Source organism: Synechococcus sp. 60AY4M2 (assembly GCF_002760375.1).
GTDB lineage: Bacteria > Cyanobacteriota > Cyanobacteriia > Thermostichales > Thermostichaceae > Thermostichus.
On the sequence record NZ_AUMZ01000001.1, the window covers coordinates 1,439,659 to 1,456,879 of the forward strand.

Sequence of the window (17,221 nt, forward strand, 5' to 3'; positions counted from 1 at the left end):
GCCCAACTGGCAGAGCTGACCAGCACTACCCCTGAGAGCTGCACCGAGTCCCTACGCCAGTTTCTGGCCCACGCCAGCAGCCTGCGGGAGGGCTCTAGCCGCGGCCCGGCCTTGAAGTTGCACCAGTTTATCTCCCAGGGCCGCACCCTCTATGCCACCCTGGAAAGTCGGGACAAGCGGCAGTTTTCCCTGGAAGGACAAGTGCAAGCAGGGGAAGGAAAGCTGTTTTTCCCCGTCAAGTTCTGCCGCCACTGTGGCCAGGACTACTACCACGTCCTCAGGTCAAAGACTCACTTCCTGCCCTATCCTCTGGGGGAAGAGGTTGAGGAAGGCGAAGACCAGCAGGCCGGCTACCTCAGCTTGGATCCTCTTGACAACGAGTGGTCGCTGGAGCAGATCCCGGAAGATTGGTACACCCCTGAAAACCGGCTCAAACCCCACTGGAAAAAGCGCGTCCCCCAAGCAGTTTGGGTGCGCCCGGATGGCTCCTTTTCCGAGTACCCCCAGGCGGAGGCGCAGAAGATGTGGTGGCAGCCCCACCCCTTTTCCCTGTGCCTGGCCTGCGGCGAGTACTACAGTGGCCGCGAGCGGGAGTTTGTCAAGCTGGCTTCCCTCTCTAGCGAAGGCCGCTCCAGCGCCACCACCATCCTTGCCACCTCCCTGCTGCGCCATGCCGAGCAAACCCAGGCCGCTTGCAGCAAGCTGCTGACTTTTACCGACAACCGCCAGGACGCCTCCCTGCAGGCCGGCCACTTCAACGATTTTGTGCATGTGGCCCTTCTGCGGGCCTCGCTCTATGCTGCCCTCCTCAAGAAAAAAGAGCTGGGCTTTGACGAGGTGGCCCAGGAAGTGGTGCGGGCTTCTGGCCTGGAGCTTGCCGACATTGCCCAAAACCCGGCTTTGGACCCTGCCTCGCCCAGTGCCGAGGAAGTGTGGCAGACCTTTAGCGAGCTAACCGAGTACCGGCTCTATGAAGATCTGCGGCGCGGCTGGCGGGTTACCCACCCCAACTTGGAACAGGTGGGCCTGCTGAAAATCGAGTACCGCGGCCTCGGGGAGCTCTGCCAAAATTCAGCCCTGGCTTCCCTTCACCCCTGGTTTGCCCAAGCCAGCCCTGAGGAGCAAGAGCAACTGCTGCGGGCTCTGTTGGATCGGTTTCGGCGCCAATTGGCCATCGATGTGCCCGTGCTCAAGGCAGAGCCCCAGAGAAGGCTGCGCCGGCGCGCCCAGCAATATCTCAATGAGTTTTGGGGCCTGGAAGAGCATGAGGAGTTGCGGACGGCTAGCTACGTTGTGCGCCAGAACCCTTCCCGGGAAAACGGGCAAATGCTCAGCCTGGGCCCCCGCAGCACCATTGGTTGCTTCCTCCGCAGGCGCCTTGATCTGAACCAAGAAGCCTACGACAGGTTTTTGGAGTCCCTGCTGTCTCTCCTGGTCAGACAGGGCCTGCTACGGCGCCACGTGGAAAATGGCCAGGTAGCCTACCAGCTAGACGCCGGCTGTCTGCGCTGGTGTCTGGGGGATGGCCTGCCGCCGCCGGATCCTCTGTATTCCCGCAGCGCCCAGCAGGAGGGCTACACCTCTGTCCGCCGTCCCATCAACCCCTTCTTTCAGGAGCTCTACCGAGCCGGGGCAGCAGGGCTGGGATCCCTGGAAGCCAGAGAGCACACCGCCCAGGTGGTCCAGCCGGGGGAGCGGGAGCGGCGAGAGAGACGCTTCCGCAATGAGCCCGGGGAGCGCCGCCTTCCCTACCTCATTTGCTCTCCCACCCTAGAGCTGGGGGTCGACATTGCCGATCTGGATCTGGTGCACCTGCGCAACGTTCCCCCAACGCCAGCCAACTACGCCCAGCGCAGCGGTCGGGCCGGTCGCCAGGGGCAGCCGGGGCTCATCCTCAGCTACTGCGGCGCCTTCAACAGCCACGACCAGTACTACTTCCGCCGCCGCCCCGAGATGGTGGCCGGTCGCGTGCGCCCTCCCCGCCTGGATCTAGCCAACGAATCGCTGCTGCAGGCCCACATCCACGCCGTCTGGCTGGCCCAGGTGCGCCTGCCCTTGGGCAACTCCATCGAAACGGTCATCAACTTGGATCGGCCAGAGTTGCCCCTGCGGGAAGAGGTGGTTGCCTCCATCCAGCTAGGGGAGGCAGCCCGCCAAGAGGTGGCAGAGCGGGTGGAGGCGCTCTTGGCTGCTGACCGGGAAGTGCTAGAGCGCAGCGGCTGGTTTAGCCGGCGCTGGATCCAGCAGGTTATTGAAGAAGCCCCCCGCGCCTTTGACCGCGCTTTTGACCGCTGGCGGGAGCTCTATCGGGCCGCCACGCAACAGTTGGAAGCCGCTAACCAGCAACTGCAGACGGCTCGCCGCCGGGAAGACCAGCAGGAAGCCAGGCGCCGCCAGCAGGAGGCTCTGCGCCAGCGGAACCTGCTGTTGCAAATCGATACCCAGCGGGAGGAAAGCGACTTCTACCCCTACCGCTACTTAGCCAGCGAGGGGTTCCTGCCCGGCTACAACTTCCCTGCCTTGCCCGTGCGCGCCTGGGTGCCCCGCGGCAGCGAAGGGGAGTTCATCGCCCGGCCCCGGTTTTTGGCCATTCGCGAGTTTGCCCCCCACAACTTCCTCTACCACGAGGGCTGCCAGTGGGAATCGGTGGCCTTTCAGGCTCCGCCCGGCGGCCTGGAGGAGCGCAAAAGCAGCCACAAGCTCTGCTTTAGCTGTGGGGCCTTTGGGGATCCCTCCTTGGATTGCTGCCCCGTCTGCGGTACCCGCTTCGATGGGCAAAATAGCCTTTTAACGCAGCTTCTGGAAATGCCTAATGTGCGCATGCGGCGCCGGGATCGCATTACTGCCGACGAAGAAGAGCGGCGGCGACAGGGATACGAGCTGCAGACTTTCTTTCAGTTTGCTCCCGAAAGTTCGGGCTACCGCGTCCAGGAAGCCGACGTGCTAAGGGGCGAAACTCCCTTGCTGCAGTTGCGCTATGCCCCAGCCGCCACGCTACTGCGCATCAACTCCGGCTGGCGGGGCAGTGGGGGGCGAGGTTTCCTGGTCAACTTTGACAATGGCGAAGTCCCTTCTCGAGCTCAGCTTGGGGGCAATAGGGCTAGCTCGTCTAGCCAGATGTCCTTGCAGCCCATCCGCCTGGCAGTGCGCGCTACCCAAAACCTCTTGCTGGTGCGGCTGGTTCAGCCCAGCCTGGGGAATCTGCAGGCCCTAGAAACGACCCTGCGCTATGCCCTCAAGCGGGGAATCGAAGAGACCTTTGAGCTGGAGGAGACAGAGCTGGCCGCCGAGTGCATCGGCCAGGGATCCCATCGCGCCATCCTCCTCTACGAGACCGCCGAAGGGGGAGCTGGCGTCCTGCGGCGGCTGGTGGAGGAACCCCAGGCCCTTGCCGAAGTGGCCCAGGCGGCGCTAGAGATCTGCCACTTCCAGCTCTCAGAAGCCGGGATCCAAGACCTGCGGCCCGAGTGCCGCGCAGCCTGCTACGAGTGTCTGCTCAGCTACGCCAACCAACGGGAGGCGCTGGAGCTCGACCGATACAAGATTCGAGATCTTCTGGGGGAGCTGGCCCATAGCCGCACCGAGCTGCGCTCCCTGGGCCGCTCCCGCCAAGAGCAACTGGAGTGGCTGCGCCAGCTCATCGATCCCCGCTCGGAACTGGAGCGCCGCTTCCTGGAGCTGCTGGCCGAAGGGGGCTATCGCCTTCCCGATGAGGCCCAGAAAGCCCTCGCCGAGCCCCGCTGCGTGGCCGACTTCTTCTACGATCCCAACATCTGCATCTTCTGCGACGGCGCAGTGCACGACGATCCCGCCCAGGCTGCCCAGGATCGCCAACTGCGCTCTCAGCTTTTGGGGCACGGCTACCGAGTAATTGCCCTGCGCTACGACCAAGACCTGCGGGAGCAACTGGCTCGCTACCCAGAGGTGTTTGGCAAGGGCAACTAATCCTGCTGGTGGGAAAACAGGTAAGCTCCCACCAGGGCCAGGATGGCCGCCAACCCTGCCAGCACCGCCACGGTGTACCAAGGGAACTCCGCCAGGGGCTGGTAGGCGGCTGCCCGCATGCCGATGCTGGCGTAGGAAAGGGGCAGGCAATAGACCAAGACCTGCAGGTAACTTGGCAACTGACTGGGATCAAAAAACGTGGCCCCCAGAAAGGACATGGGCGTAATCAGAAAGTTAGTCAGCACCCCCACACTCTCCAGGCTGGGCACCTTCAAGCCGGCGATTACCCCAATGCCGGCAAAGACGGCGCAATCCAAAAGCAGCACCAGCAGCGACAGGGGATGGAGCAGGCCCCCAGCACCGGTGCCCAGCACCCCCACCGCCAACACCCCCAAAGCCGTGAGCAAGCCGCGGACAATGCCCGCCAGCACCTTGCCCAAATGCAGCGCCAGCGGGTGTACCGGCAGCAACAGCAATTCCTCAAAGCTTTTGGTAAACAGCCGCGATCCGCAAATGGAGAAGGTGGTGCCGGCAAAGCTGATGGTCATGGCCGAAAGAGCCACCATCCCCGGCAAAATGAAGCGCAAGTAAGAACCGGCTGCGGTGGTTCCGGCCACGTCGGCCAAAGCCTCGGCCCGCAGGGATCCGCCCAGCCCGACCCCAAAGGCGACGATGTAGATGAGGGGGGCCACCAGCCCCGAAGCCACCACCTGCCAGACCCGCCCGCGCAGATCCAGCCAGTCGCGCCAGAAGATGGTTAAACTGTCTTCCCAGATTTGCCGATAGGGTCGGTGCAAGGCCTGGTTCAGCATAGATCTTCCTCTTGCCAGCGCAGCTAGTAGCCGTAGTAGTTGGAGCGCCACGACCGCCACCAGGCCACCGGCAGCGCCAGCGCCTTGCTCAGGGTAGACACATAGGCGCGGGTGCGAAACACCTGGTAGTGGTTGCGCTCAATGGCGTTGAGGATCTGCCGGTAGAGCATCAGAGATGCCGCCACCGGCCAGCGGGAGTCCGGCTGCAGCGTGGGGATCCCCCGTTCCGCTTGGGCATAGAGCTCTCGAGCCCGCCGGATCTCGTAGTCCATCAGGGCCATCCAGCGCTCGTCGATGACGTAGTTAAACAGATCCCGCTCCGAGTAGTTGAAGCGGCGCAGATCCTCTAGAGGGAGGTAGATCCGCCCGCGGCGGGCATCTTCCCCCACATCGCGCAAGATGTTGGTCAGTTGCATGGCGATCCCCAGCGCCACCGCCTCCTCGCGGCCATCCCGGCCCGGCACAAACCCCATGATCTCCGAGCACATCAGCCCCACCACCCCAGCCACGCGGTAGCAGTAGACCCGCAGATCCTCCCAGGTGGCGTAGCGCTGGGTATCCAAGTCCATGCTCTGCCCCCGCAGCATCTCGCGAAACGGCTCGATGGAAAGGCGGTAGGTGCGGATGGTGTGGATCAAAGCGAGGTCCGTGGGGACTTGCGGCTCGCCTCCCTGGAAGAGCGACTCCAGATGGGATCCCCACTGCTCCAGCTTGCTGCGGGTGACCTCCACCTCTGCCTGGCTGGCTTCCAGTCCATCCAGCAACTCATCGGTTTGCCGCAGCCAAGCGTAGATGGCCCAGATGGCCCGCCGTTTGGACTGGGGCAAGAGCAGGGATCCCAGGTAGAAAGTCTTAGCGTGCTTGGCCGTAATCTGGCGACAGAGGGCAAAAGATTGCTCAAGTGGACTCATCTGGCTATCTCCAGGAGCACAGGGCCAGGATAGAGAAGGAAGGGAAACGGCGAGGGCACATATCAACACTACGGGAAAGCGGACGCCGCGGATAGCCTAGAAGAGGTTGTAAAGAAAGATTCAAAAGGCATAGGAGGCGGACGGCGGAGAGCTAGACCCCCGCAGCTGCCAGAGTTGAGGCCGAGACAGAAGCGCGTTGAAATGGGATCCCCTTGTTGATGGCCTCCGCCGCCCACTTGCCGGAGAGGATGGCCCCCTCCATGCTGCCCAGGAAGGGCTGTAGGGTGTAGCTGCCCGCCAAGAAGAAGTTGGGAATGGGGGTAACTTGAGTGGGGCGATACTGCTGTCTGCCAGGGGTAGCCTTGTAGACCGAGCGCGGCGTTTTCACCACCACCCATTTGCGCACCCGCGCGGGGTTGGGGCCGGTGAGGTGCTGGGGGAAGAGTTTTTTCAGCTCCTCCAGCGTGGCGGCAAAGATCTCCTCATCGCTGCGCTCGATCCACTCGGCAGCCGGGGCCAGCACCAGCTCCAGCATCGAGCGCTTTGGATCCGCATAGGCGCGGCAGGTGTTGCTCATGTCGGCATACACGCTCAAGAGCGGCGAGCGGGAAAAGAGCGAGTGGTCGATGTGGGTGAGCTTGCGGTCAAACCAAATCTGCAGGCTGATCACCGGCACCCCTTCCAGCTCGCGCAGTTGCTGGAAATAGGGCATTTCCCACCACCGAGCCGGCAGCAGCTCCTTGAGCGCATCCACCGAAAGGGCCGACACGTAGGCGTCGGCAGTGACCTGCAAGGGCCCGGCAGGGGTGGCGAAGCGGAAGCCAGCCACGCTGCCATCGGGGTTGAGGTCGATGGCCTGCAATGCCGCATTCAAATGCACCTGGCCGCCGCGGGCCACGATGGAGTCCACCATCGGCTGGCAAAGCCGCTCCGGCGGGGCGCCATCCAGATAGGCAATCTTAGAGCCGTCCTTTTGCCGCAAAAAGCGGTTCAGAGCCGTCAGGGGCACCATGGCCGAGATCTCGTCCGGGTTGATGAACGCCAACGCCTTGGAGACGGCAATGAAAATATCCGTGTTGACCCGCTCATCGATGCCCTGCCGGCGCAGCCATTCTAAGAGGCTGTAGCGATCCATCTGCTCCACGTAGCGCTGGCCGCGCACCATGGCCGGCACCAGCCCCAGGGCAAATTTCACCTTTTCGCTCCAGGTGAGCATGTCGTTGTTGCGCAGGATGCCGACAATGGCGTTAAAGGGAGCGGGAATGTCCGGCAGGTCAAAGCGGGAGTAGGTGCCCGGCTTGTCCGGCTGGTTGAAGATCAAGCTGTGTTCCTTCCACTGCAGGCGGTCGGAGATGCCCAGCTCCCGGAACAGTTGCAGGGTGTTGGGGTAGGCGCCGAAAAAGTTGTGCAGCCCCGTCTCGATCCAGTCCCCGTCGGCATCTTTCCAGGCGGCCACTAGCCCCCCCAGCACCTCCCGCCGCTCAAACAGCAGCGGCTGATGCCCGGCATCACAGAGATACTTGGCACAGGCCAGCCCCGCCAGCCCTCCCCCAGCAATGGCAACACGCATGATGATGACGATCAAGCAACACTTTCATTCTATTTGCAAACCGTTACAATCGCTCAGGCCGCAGGCAGGGAGGAGAGGATTTCCAGAGCCCGGGTTTCCCGCCGGGATCCGATCCCTGGTAGGATACGGGAGAAAAACTAGAAAAAAATTCTCTTGGCTCCAGGGGGAGGGACGACGATGGCCAAACAAACACTGGGATCCCTGCTGTCATCCGGCTTTGATCTCAAGGGCAAGCGTGTGCTGGTGCGGGCCGACTTCAACGTCCCTCTGGATCCCCAGGGCAACATCACCGACGACACCCGCATTCGCGCCTCCCTGCCCACCATCCAAGCCTTGGCCCAGGCGGGCGCCAAGGTCATCCTCACCAGCCACCTGGGCCGCCCCATCCAGAAAGACAAGGCGACCGGCGCCATCCAGATCGCCCGCGAGGGCAATAGCCTCGCCCCTGTGGCCGTCCGCCTTGCCCAGCTCCTGGGCCAGCCGGTGGCCTTTGCCCCCGATTGCATTGGCCCTGAGGCCGAAGCCGTGGTCAGCTCTCTGGAAAACGGCCAGGTGGCCCTGCTGGAAAACGTCCGCTTCCACCCCGAAGAGGAAGCCAACGATCCAGAATTTGCCCGCAAGCTGGCCTCCCTGGCCGACTTGTTTGTCAACGACGCCTTTGGCAGCGCCCACCGCGCCCACGCCTCCACTGCCGGCGTCACCGCCTACCTCCAGCCCGCTGTGGCCGGCTACCTGGTGGAAAAGGAGCTGCAATTTTTATCAGGCGCCATCGAGAACCCCCAGCGACCGCTAGCGGCCATCATCGGCGGCTCCAAAGTCTCTACTAAGATTGGCGTCATCGAGCGCCTGCTGGAAAAAGTGGACAAGCTTCTGCTGGGCGGCGGCATGATCTTCACCTTCTACCAAGCCCAAGGGATCCCAACCGGCAAGTCTTTGGTGGAAACCGACAAGCTGGATCTGGCCCGCTCCCTGATGGAGAAGGCCAAAGCGCGGGGCGTGGAGCTGCTGCTGCCGGTGGACGTGGTGGTCGCCGATAGGTTTGACAAAGACGCCAACGCCCAGACGGTTTCCATCCACGCCATTCCGGAAGACTGGATGGGCCTGGACATCGGCCCCGAATCGGTCAAAGCCTTCCAGGCCGCCCTGCAAGGGTGCAAAACCGTAGTCTGGAACGGGCCGATGGGTGTGTTTGAGTTCGACCGCTTTGCCGCTGGCACAGAAGCCATTGCCCGCACCCTGGCCGACCTCACCCAGGCCGGTGCCATCACTATTATCGGCGGCGGCGACTCGGTGGCGGCTGTGGAAAAAGTGGGCCTAGCCGACAAAATGACCCACATTTCCACCGGCGGCGGCGCCAGCCTGGAGCTGCTGGAAGGCAAAGAGCTGCCCGGCATCGCCGCCCTTAGCGAAGCGTAGGGTAGCTCGGCTCATTAACCCAAAAGCAGCAAAAAGCAAAAAAGTAGGGGCTGAGTTCAGCCCCTCTTTTAATCTGCTCGGCGCAGATGGCCGCAGCAATGGCGAGACGGGATCCGGCTTAGTGCATCACCACTTTAACGTTGGCGTTGTTCAAGCCAGGGCGCTTCACCTCGGCCAAGGTCTTGTTGACGGCGTACTTCTGGTTGATGGAGTTGATCAACTCGGTTTGGTTGTGCTTCTTGGCCACGCCCCACAGATCGGCGATCAGGTCGTAGGAACCGTCGGGGTTCTTGGACCAGCCCAGATCGTAGTCGCCCTCCAACTGGGCCACGATGTCGGCACGAACACGCTGGCCGTTGTAGCCACGCACATCGGCGTTCAGCTTAACGGTGTAGCCGAGATCGCGCAGGGAGTTAACCAGGATCTGGCCATCGGTGATCTTGGTGCGCAAGGTGCTAAAATGAGACATGGTGTTTCTCTCCTTTGTGTATGTGTAGGGGTTGGAACATCAACACAAACAATGGGCAACGCCTAGCGGGGAAGGTTGAGCTTTAGCCGTCTCTGCCTCTGCCAAGGCGATTCTGGCCTTTCACCCCCCTGCTAGAACTCCAGCCGCTGGTACTCGGCTACAGAGGCTGCTGCAGGCCGAGCCCGCTGCTGGGCCCATTCCCTCAACGCTACCACTTGCTCCGTCATGGTGCGAGATAGCGGTTGAGTTGCTTTCGTTGCTGCCAAAATGTCCAGTTGGGTAAATTCGCGGTTCTGGGCAAACGCTTCGTACATGGCAGCAATCAAAACTTGTTCGATCTCCGCGCCGGAGAAGCCCTCGCAGGCGGCGGCTAGCTGGCGCAGATCAAAGCGGCTGATGTCGCGCCGCCGCTTCTTCAGGTGGATCCGGAAAATCTCCATGCGCTCGTTAATGTTGGGCAGATCCACGAAGAAAATCTCGTCAAAACGGCCTTTGCGCAGGAATTCGCCCGGCAGGCGATCCACGCGGTTGGCCGTGGCCATGACAAACACCGGCGAGCGCTTCTCCTGCATCCAAGTGAGAAAGGAGCCAAAGATACGACTGGAGGTGCCGCCGTCGGAGTCGCTGGAACCTGCCGCTCCGGCGAAGGCTTTGTCCAGCTCGTCGATAAAAAGGATGGCCGGCGCCAGCGATTCAGCAGTGCGCAGGGCGCTGCGCAGGTTGGCCTCCGACTTGCCGACCATAGAGCCATCGTAGACCCGGCCCATATCCAGGCGCAGCAGCGGCAGGCCCCAGAGGCGGGCGGTGGTCTTGGCGATCAAGGACTTACCACAGCCAGGTACGCCCAGAATCAAGAGTCCCTTGGGCTGAGGCAAGCCATAGGCGCGGGCCCGCTCGGTAAAGGCCTCAGAGCGCTGCAGCAGCCAGCGCTTTAACTCCTCTAGGCCGCCGACGGCGTCGATGGTCTCGTCTTCTTCGATGAATTCGAGGATGCCGTTGCGCCGGATCAGCTGCTTTTTCTCAGAGAGGATGATATCCACCTCTGCCTCGCTGAGGCGGCCGTGCATCACCACCGCCTTGCGGTAAACTTTTTCCGCCTCGTCTTGCGTTAGGCCAAGGGCTGCCTTGACCAGCTTTTCCCGCGCCTCAGGGCTCAGGGATCCGCCGCGGGGAAGCTGCTCCAACTGCCGGTTGAGGGTGCGCTCCAGGGTGGCCATGTCCGGCAAGGGAAAGTCCACCACGCAAATGTCTTTTTCCAGCTCGACGGGAATTACCTGCACCGGCGACATCAGCAAGATGGTTTTGTGGGATCCCTTCAAGCTGGCGATGGCATCGCGCAGCCAGCGTTTGACTTCGGTGTTGTCCAAAAAGTCGTGCAGATCTTTGAAGACGCAGATGGCGGGATCTTTTTGCTCCATCACCCACTGAATAGCCGGCTGGGGGGATTGGGTGTTGTGCTGGGTGAGGCTGCGGGGGTTGCCGTATTCAACAATGCCGTGGGTAACCGTCCAGACAAACAGGCGCCGCTGCGGCTTGAGGGTGCGAGCGATCGCCGCCAGAGCTGCCTCCGCCCGTTCTTCCTCTGGAGTGACCAGGTAGAGCAGTGGGTATTGAGCTTGGATGAGAATGCTGAGCTCTTGCATGGGAAACACCAACTGCGCGGAGGGAAATCTAAGCGAAACCGACAGAAAGGAAGGAAAACGGCGTCTGGAGTTTGCCTGTCTTCAAAGTACTTGAGATATCCTGACTTGCTCTTTACTAACCCTTGTTTTATACCCCTCCTGTCTGCTCAAGCTCACAAAGAGGCATACCTTTGAAACAGCGCAAAAAGCCTTAGCAGGGCACCAGCTCGTCTTGTCGTTGCTCTTCGGAGGCCGAGGCCGCTCCCCAGTATTCCGGCTCCACCTCTTCGAGGATGGCTTCAGAAGCGGATTGCTGGTGAAGCGAAACCACCTCCCCATTGCGGATGACAAACGGATGGCCGCACTCAGGGCAGCGGTGGACGCGGTAGGCGCTGCCTTGCACCCCTTCGATGACCTCCGGGTGAAGCAGGTAGAAGGTGAGGGCCTTCTCCGCTACTGCCGACATCGGCTCCCGCTCCACGGCAGCCCGAATCTTCAGATTCCGGTGCAACTCGGGTGGGAGATACAACGTCACCTTTTGCTTGGCCTCTGCGCCTTCCACAACCTCTGGCCGCTGACTCATGGCTAACTGTTTCTCGTTGTATGCCGGACTTGCGGTTCATGATAGCTAGTCTGCCGCCTTGACAGCAAGTTTTTAATAATCTGTAACAATTTTCTCGGGAATTGCTCAGGCTTGCGGAGATCGCTTGCCGGCGGAGTAGGCTAAGTAGGAGACTCAAAGCGGAACGAGCAGTCCCCATGGAACGCCTGATCAACACCTTCAGCAAAAACTTCTCCACCTGGAGCCGTCGGTTTCTGGTGCAGGCCGGCGACGGTTTGGCCAGCCTGAAAGACACGGCTTTAGATAATGGCAATCTGCTCCTCTGCAAAGCCCGCATCGCGCTTGCGGATGCCAGCTTCACCACCCTGCGGGCGCTTCGGTCTCGCTTTGGTTCTGGTCGCTAGCTGCCCAAATCTTGCAGCCGGTAGAGGTGGGCGTAGAGCCCGTTGAGGGCCATGAGCTCGGCGTGGGATCCCTGTTCTTTCAGTTCCCCTCGCTGCAGCACGAGGATGCGATCCACGTGGCGGATGGTGGAGAGGCGGTGGGCGATGATCAGGGCGGTGCGATCCCGCAGCAGGGTTTCCAGGGCGGATTGGATCAGGGCCTCGGTGCCCACATCTAGGCTGGCGGTGGCCTCGTCCAAGACCAAGATTTTCGGATCCCGCCACAGGGCCCGCACAAAGCTGATGAGCTGTTTTTGGCCGCTGGAGAGGTTGCTGCCCCGCTCCCGCACGGGGGTGGCGTAGCCCTGGGGCAGATCGCGGATGAGCTCGTGCAGGTGGAGTTGACGGGCCACCCGCTCCACTTCTGCCAGCTCGCCCTCCTCTCCTAGAGTGATGTTTTGCTGGATATCTCCAGAGAACAAGAATCCATCTTGCAGGATCACGCCCAGGTGACGGTGCAGCTCGGCCTGAGGCAGGTGGCGAATGTCCACGCCGTCGATGCGGATGCAGCCGCGAGTTACTTCGTAAAGGCGGCAAAGTAGGCGAATGATGGAGCTTTTGCCAGCGCCGGTGGGCCCCACGAGGGCGACCTTTTCGCCGGGGCGGATGGTGAAGCTGAGGTCTTTGAGCACCCACTCGCCGGGGTTGTAGGCAAACCAAACATGCTCGAACTGCACCTCTCCTTTGGCGGTTGGGGGCAGGTGGCGGGGGCTGACGGGATCCCGGATGGCGACGGGCAGGCGGAGGATGTGGTCGATGCGTTCCACGGCGGTGAACCCCGCCTGCAGGGCGGTAAACTTTTCCGCCAACTGGCGCAGCGGGTTGAAAAAGCGCTGGGAAAAGAGGATGAAGGCGTAGAGGCTGCCGAAGGTGAGAGGTTCTCGGGGCAGGGATCCCAGCCACTCCCCCCTGCCGGCTGCCAGCACCTGCTGCCCGCCCACCCAGAGGAGAGCGGCCACCGCCAGCCAGGCAACCCACTCCAAAACGGCGGAAAGGGCAGCGTCGTAGAGGATGGTCTGATCCACCTCTTGGATGTAGCGGCGGTTGATGGTTTGAAAAATCTCGCTGTTGAGCCGCTCCCGCCGAAACAGTTGCACCACGGCAATGCCCAAGACGTTTTCCTGGATCCAGGCGTTGAGCTTAGAGAGCTCTTCCCGCACGCGAAAGTTGGCATCGCGAAAGCGGCGCTGCAGCTCGACCACTACAGCGCTGGCTGGCAGGACGATGAGGATCAGCAGCAGGCCCAGATCCCAGCGCTGGCTGAGCATCACCACCCCGATTACCAGCAGGGTAAAGAGGTCGCTGACGATGCCGACCGCGCCGGTGGAAAACACATCTCCCAAGGCCTCCACATCGCTGGTGATGCGGGTGATCAACTTGCCCACCGGGGTGCGATCGAAAAATTGGGCCGGCAGGGCCAGCACGTGGGCGAAGAGATCGTTGCGGATGTCGCGGGTCATCAACTGCCCCAGCTTCTGGCTGCTATACCCTTCCAGGGCCTGAAAAACCCAGCGGGCCAGCAGGGTGAGGATCAACAGGCCCGCGTAGGGCCAGAGGCCGGCGAGGATCCCACTGTCGCCTTGGGCAAGCGCTTGGGCGATGGGGCCGTCCAGGGCCCGCTGCAGGATCAACGGCTGCACCGCATCGGCTAGGGCCAGGGGCGGCAAAAAGGCCAAGGCCGCCAACAACAGCTTCAGGTGCCGACGGGCATAGGGCCAGAGCAGCCGCAGCAGCCGCCAGTCGCTGCGGGGATCCCTGGAGGAAGAGGTAGCAAGGCTCACGGACTTCTACCCAAGAACGCTGATGACACCTCGTGGAGATTGGCGCGCGCCAGCAAGGAGCTGGGGCCCAGCTAAACCCGACAAGGGTCCGCCAAGCCGTGGTTCAATGTCTCAGCCATGGGCGCAAATCCCATTGCCGCACCGCTGTCGCGAACGAAGACTAGAGGGAAGCTCCGTTCCCCAACTGGGCAGAGAACTGAGAAGGGATCATCTTGGTGCCCACACCGGCATCGGTCAGCAGCTCCAGGAGCAGGGAGTGAGGGGAGCCGCCATCCAGGATGTGGGCAGCGCGCACCCCTTGGGCCAAGGCGCGAATGCAGCACTGCACCTTGGGGATCATTCCCCCTCTGACCACCCCTGTCTGGATCAACTGGCGGGCCGTCTCGATATCCAGGAGCGTAATCAGGGAGCTGGGATCCTCAGGATCCCTGAGAATGCCTGGGGTATCGGTAAGGAGGATTAACTTCTCTGCCCCTAAAGAGGCTGCCAGCTCCCCGGCCACGGTGTCGGCGTTGATGTTGTAGGCTTGGCCGGTCTCGTCAGCGGCCACACTGGCAATGACTGGGATCTGGTTGCCCTCTAGCAGAGTGTGCAGCACCTGCGGGTTGACGCTGCTCACCTCCCCCACAAAGCCAATTTCCGCTCGACCCTGGGAGCGAGCTCTAATGAGGTTGCCATCCCGGCCACACAGCCCCACCGCCGATCCGCCAGCCAGGCTAATGAGCTGGACGATCTGTTTGTTGACTTTGCCCACCAGCACCATCTCCACCACCTCCATGGTGGCGGCATCGGTTACCCGTAGGCCGTCGACAAACTTGAAAGGGATGTCCAGCTTCTGGAGCCAACTGTTGATTTCCGGCCCCCCGCCATGCACCAGCACCGGCCGAATGCCGACACAGGCAAGAAAAACAATATCCCGCAGCACCTCAGCTCGGCGCTCCTGCTGCACCATGGCGGCGCCGCCGTATTTGATGACCATGATGCGCCCCTGGTACTGCTGGATGTAGGGCAGGGCTTCGAGGAGAATCTGCGCCCGTGTTAGGGGATCACAGGCCACAGCCTGAGAGCTGGTTGCTGCCAAAAGAGAGGCGTTGCTCTGCACGGCCAAAAGTCCCGTGTAAAACTTCCCGAAGATCGTACTAGAAACTAGCAGACGGCTAGCTGCGCAAGGTAACCGGAAAGTGCTTTTCTAGCTGGGCCCTCACCTGGTTTTGCGCAGCTTCCACTTCGGCATCGGTGAGGGTGCGATCCGGAGCGCGGTACACCAGTCGGAAGGCGAGGCTGCGCTGCCCCGGCGGTACCCCTTGGCCGCGGTACTCGTCGAAAAGCTGTACCGACTGCAGCAGAGGGCCTGCCGCCTGGCGGATTACTTTCTCGATGTCTGCCACCGACAGCTCCAGCGGCGCAAAGAAGGCGATATCCCGATCCGAGGCCGGAAAAGGCGAAAAGGGGGAAAATTGCACTAGGCCCCGCTTCTCCAGGCTGGCCAACAAGGGATCCAGATCCACCTCAAACCCATAGACCTCCTCCGGCAAATCCTTCTCCTGGCAAAGGCGGGGGTGCAACTGCCCAAATAGGCCAATGCGGGATCCCTCAATCCAGATGCCAGCCTGTCGACCCGGGTGCAACAGCGGCGATTGCGCCTCAGGGGGATCCGGGCGAAACTCTGGGGTAAACCCCAGCCGCTCCAGCGCCGAGACCAAGAGCCCCTTGGCCTCAAACCAGTCCATGGGCCGGTTGTGGTGCCGCCAGTCATTGGGGTTGAGATCCCCGCCCAGAATGCCCCCCAAGTGCTCCGCCTCTTGATAGGGCTCAGGGCTGGAGGGAGGGGCATAGGCAAAGACGTGGCCAATCTCAAAAGCCTGCAGCGGGCCGTTGCCCTGATCCCAGTTGAAGCGAAAAGCCTCCACCAAGCCCGGCAACAGCGCCTTGCGCACAGCGGAGTACTCGGGGGAAAGCGGATTGGCGATTTTGACCAGGGAGCTGTCCTCGTCCGCTGGACAGAGGGAGATGTGGTACACCTCCGTCAGGCCGATGCCCCGCATCACCTCGCGAATTTGCCGGGTCAAAGTTTCCCGTGCAGAGAGGGATCCCACCTGCGGCTCCGTGGGCAGGGTTTCCGAGAAGCGGTCGTAGCCGTAGAGACGGGCAAATTCCTCAATCAAGTCGATCTCCCGTTCGACATCCCGCAGGCGGTAGGGGGGAACAGACACCTGCCAAACGCAGCCGGCCACGCCTGCTGTCTCCGTAGCAGGGAGGGGGGGAGCCTCCGGGGCAACTGCCTGACAGCGGGAAAGCTGAAAGCCCAAGGCCGGCAAGATCTCCTCCACATCCTCTGGCCGCACCTCTTCCCCCAACACGTCGATGAGGCGCGACAGCCGCAGCTTCAGCGTCCGCTCCAGCGGTGGCCGTTGGTCAAAGGTGGTGAGGCCAACCACCGATCCTCCCGCCAGCTCCAAAATCAACTGCACCGCCCGATCCCGCGCCAGGTCGAGGGTGGCAAAATTAACCCCCCGCTCATAGCGGGCCGAGGCTTCCGTGCGCAGTCCCTGCGAGCGGGCCGAGCGGCGCGTCACCACCGGGTCGAAGAGGGCGGCCTCCAAAAAAATGCTGGTGGTGGCCGAGCTCACTTCTGTCTCTTCTCCCCCCATCACACCTGCTAGGGCTACCGGCTGGCCGCCGGCCACGATGAGATGGCTTTCAGGGTGCAAGGTGCGGGTTTGGCCGTCCAGGGTTTTCAGGGTTTCTCCCGCCTGGGCAAAGCGCACCTCAATAGTGGGCTTCTTCTTGCCCATGACCTGCAGCAGGCGATCCCAATCGAAGGCGTGCAGGGGCTGGCCCCATTCCAGCAAGATCAAGTTGGTAACATCGACAACATTGTTGATGGAGCGCATGCCAGCGGCGGCCAGGCGATGCTTGAGCCAGTCGGGAGAAGGGCCGACCTTCACTCCCTCGATCAACACGCCACTGTAGGCGGGGCAGGCCTTGGCGTCGGCAATGCGCAGGTTGAAGTTGGGGATGGGCTTGGCCTGTAGGGGCTGAACCGGCGGCAGGCGCAGCGGGTTGCGGGTGAGGGCGGCCACCTCGCGGGCGATCCCCACCATGCTCAGAGCATCGGCGCGGTTGGCGGTGGAAGTGAGATCCAACACCACATCGTCCAGGCCTAGCAGCGGGCGGGCGTCAGACCCCAGCGGGTGGGCCTTGAGATCCAAATCAGGCGGAAATTCGTGGATCCCTTCCGAAGCCCTCTCCAGCCCCAGCTCGGCCAAAGAGCAGATCATGCCTTCCGAGAGCACTCCCCGTTTCTCCGCTTTGGCAATGGTCAGGTTCACAGCGGGCAGATGAGTGCCCGGCGTGGCCACAGGAACCAGCAAGCCGGCGCGGGCGTTGGCCGCTCCGCAGACGATGGTGGCCGGTTGCTCAGATCCCAAGTCCACCTGGCAAACGCGCAGCTTGTCAGCATTGGGATGGGGCTCGGCGGCTAGGATCCTGCCCAGCACCACCCCTTCTGCCCAACTGCGGCGATCTTCAATCTCCTCCACCTCAAACCCCACCAGAGTGAGGGCTTCTGCCAATTCTTCCGGGGAAAGCTCAAAGTCCACCAATTCCCGCAGCCACTTCAAGGAAATGCGCATCGCTGAGCCATCGCTGCAAACGCCGCACCCATTATCGCTCACTCCGAGTTCGGGC

At 62.1% G+C, this 17,221-nt stretch carries 12 protein-coding genes (1 of these 12 cut by a window edge); 3 read left to right on the forward strand and 9 right to left on the reverse strand.

Features of this window, described 5'->3' with window-relative positions; translation table 11 throughout:
- A protein-coding gene (locus SYN60AY4M2_RS06275; RefSeq protein ID WP_099812526.1) for a DEAD/DEAH box helicase crosses the window boundary here: on the forward strand, positions 1–3,945 show its 3' portion. The gene continues 1,113 nt to the left of window position 1, outside the view; 3,945 of the gene's 5,058 nt are visible here — the last part of the coding sequence; its start codon lies beyond the left edge, outside the window; its stop codon occupies positions 3,943–3,945.
- On the opposite strand, the gene SYN60AY4M2_RS06280 is transcribed toward SYN60AY4M2_RS06275, so the two are convergent.
- The 3 genes from SYN60AY4M2_RS06280 to pds form a co-directional block, all read right to left on the reverse strand.
- Positions 3,942–4,757: an ABC transporter permease gene (locus SYN60AY4M2_RS06280; RefSeq protein ID WP_099812527.1), complete on the reverse strand. Its 816-nt coding sequence runs from the start codon at positions 4,755–4,757 to the stop codon at positions 3,942–3,944. The genes SYN60AY4M2_RS06275 and SYN60AY4M2_RS06280 overlap by 4 nt on opposite strands.
- A 23-nt stretch (positions 4,758–4,780) precedes the next feature.
- A complete protein-coding gene (locus tag SYN60AY4M2_RS06285; RefSeq protein WP_099812528.1) occupies positions 4,781–5,668 on the reverse strand; it encodes a phytoene synthase in 888 nt (295 codons plus the stop codon).
- 151 nt (positions 5,669–5,819) lie between these two features.
- A complete protein-coding gene (gene pds / locus SYN60AY4M2_RS06290) occupies positions 5,820–7,238 on the reverse strand; it encodes a 15-cis-phytoene desaturase (protein ID WP_099813267.1) in 1,419 nt (472 codons plus the stop codon).
- Between the two features lie 177 nt (positions 7,239–7,415).
- Between pds and SYN60AY4M2_RS06295 the strand changes: the two genes are divergently transcribed.
- Entirely contained in the window at positions 7,416–8,654 is a 1,239-nt protein-coding gene (locus SYN60AY4M2_RS06295) for a phosphoglycerate kinase (RefSeq protein WP_011429225.1), read from the forward strand.
- 118 nt (positions 8,655–8,772) lie between these two features.
- Here the strand turns inward: SYN60AY4M2_RS06295 and SYN60AY4M2_RS06300 are convergent, their stop codons facing one another.
- The 3 genes from SYN60AY4M2_RS06300 to SYN60AY4M2_RS06310 all read right to left on the reverse strand — a co-directional run bounded on the left by SYN60AY4M2_RS06300 (position 8,773) and on the right by SYN60AY4M2_RS06310 (position 11,328).
- Positions 8,773–9,123, reverse strand: coding sequence for a DUF1257 domain-containing protein (locus tag SYN60AY4M2_RS06300; RefSeq protein ID WP_011429224.1), 351 nt, complete (start codon positions 9,121–9,123; stop codon positions 8,773–8,775).
- Positions 9,124–9,254: 131 nt separating this feature from the next.
- Complete coding sequence (locus SYN60AY4M2_RS06305) at positions 9,255–10,766, reverse strand: AAA family ATPase (RefSeq protein ID WP_011429223.1); 1,512 nt, start codon at positions 10,764–10,766, stop codon at positions 9,255–9,257.
- Between the two features lie 190 nt (positions 10,767–10,956).
- Positions 10,957–11,328 (reverse strand): hypothetical protein, encoded by a 372-nt coding sequence (locus SYN60AY4M2_RS06310; protein WP_099812529.1) that lies wholly within the window; start codon positions 11,326–11,328, stop codon positions 10,957–10,959.
- A gap of 176 nt (positions 11,329–11,504) precedes the next feature.
- Between SYN60AY4M2_RS06310 and SYN60AY4M2_RS06315 the strand changes: the two genes are divergently transcribed.
- A complete protein-coding gene (locus SYN60AY4M2_RS06315) occupies positions 11,505–11,711 on the forward strand; it encodes a hypothetical protein (RefSeq protein ID WP_041438058.1) in 207 nt (68 codons plus the stop codon).
- On the opposite strand, the gene SYN60AY4M2_RS06320 is transcribed toward SYN60AY4M2_RS06315, so the two are convergent.
- The 3 genes from SYN60AY4M2_RS06320 to pheT all read right to left on the reverse strand — a co-directional run bounded on the left by SYN60AY4M2_RS06320 (position 11,708) and on the right by pheT (position 17,166).
- A complete protein-coding gene (locus SYN60AY4M2_RS06320; RefSeq protein ID WP_099812530.1) occupies positions 11,708–13,531 on the reverse strand; it encodes an ABC transporter ATP-binding protein in 1,824 nt (607 codons plus the stop codon). The genes SYN60AY4M2_RS06315 and SYN60AY4M2_RS06320 overlap by 4 nt on opposite strands.
- 160 nt (positions 13,532–13,691) lie before the next feature.
- On the reverse strand, positions 13,692–14,588 hold the full coding sequence (gene argB, locus SYN60AY4M2_RS06325) for an acetylglutamate kinase (RefSeq protein WP_099813268.1): 897 nt from the start codon (positions 14,586–14,588) through the stop codon (positions 13,692–13,694).
- Between the two features lie 100 nt (positions 14,589–14,688).
- Entirely contained in the window at positions 14,689–17,166 is a 2,478-nt protein-coding gene (pheT, locus tag SYN60AY4M2_RS06330; RefSeq protein ID WP_099812531.1) for a phenylalanine--tRNA ligase subunit beta, read from the reverse strand.
- Between the last annotated feature and the right edge of the window lie 55 nt (positions 17,167–17,221).

Coding starts and splice junctions, on each gene's coding strand:
- pheT (WP_099812531.1), bottom strand. CDS start 17,166: ATGCGCATTTCCTTGAAGTGGCTGCGGGAATTGGTGGACTTTGAGCTT.
- pds (WP_099813267.1), bottom strand. CDS start 7,238: ATGCGTGTTGCCATTGCTGGGGGAGGGCTGGCGGGGCTGGCCTGTGCC.
- SYN60AY4M2_RS06310 (WP_099812529.1), bottom strand. CDS start 11,328: ATGAGTCAGCGGCCAGAGGTTGTGGAAGGCGCAGAGGCCAAGCAAAAG.
- SYN60AY4M2_RS06305 (WP_011429223.1), bottom strand. CDS start 10,766: ATGCAAGAGCTCAGCATTCTCATCCAAGCTCAATACCCACTGCTCTAC.
- SYN60AY4M2_RS06285 (WP_099812528.1), bottom strand. CDS start 5,668: ATGAGTCCACTTGAGCAATCTTTTGCCCTCTGTCGCCAGATTACGGCC.
- SYN60AY4M2_RS06280 (WP_099812527.1), bottom strand. CDS start 4,757: ATGCTGAACCAGGCCTTGCACCGACCCTATCGGCAAATCTGGGAAGAC.
- SYN60AY4M2_RS06315 (WP_041438058.1), top strand. CDS start 11,505: ATGGAACGCCTGATCAACACCTTCAGCAAAAACTTCTCCACCTGGAGC.
- SYN60AY4M2_RS06295 (WP_011429225.1), top strand. CDS start 7,416: ATGGCCAAACAAACACTGGGATCCCTGCTGTCATCCGGCTTTGATCTC.
- SYN60AY4M2_RS06300 (WP_011429224.1), bottom strand. CDS start 9,123: ATGTCTCATTTTAGCACCTTGCGCACCAAGATCACCGATGGCCAGATC.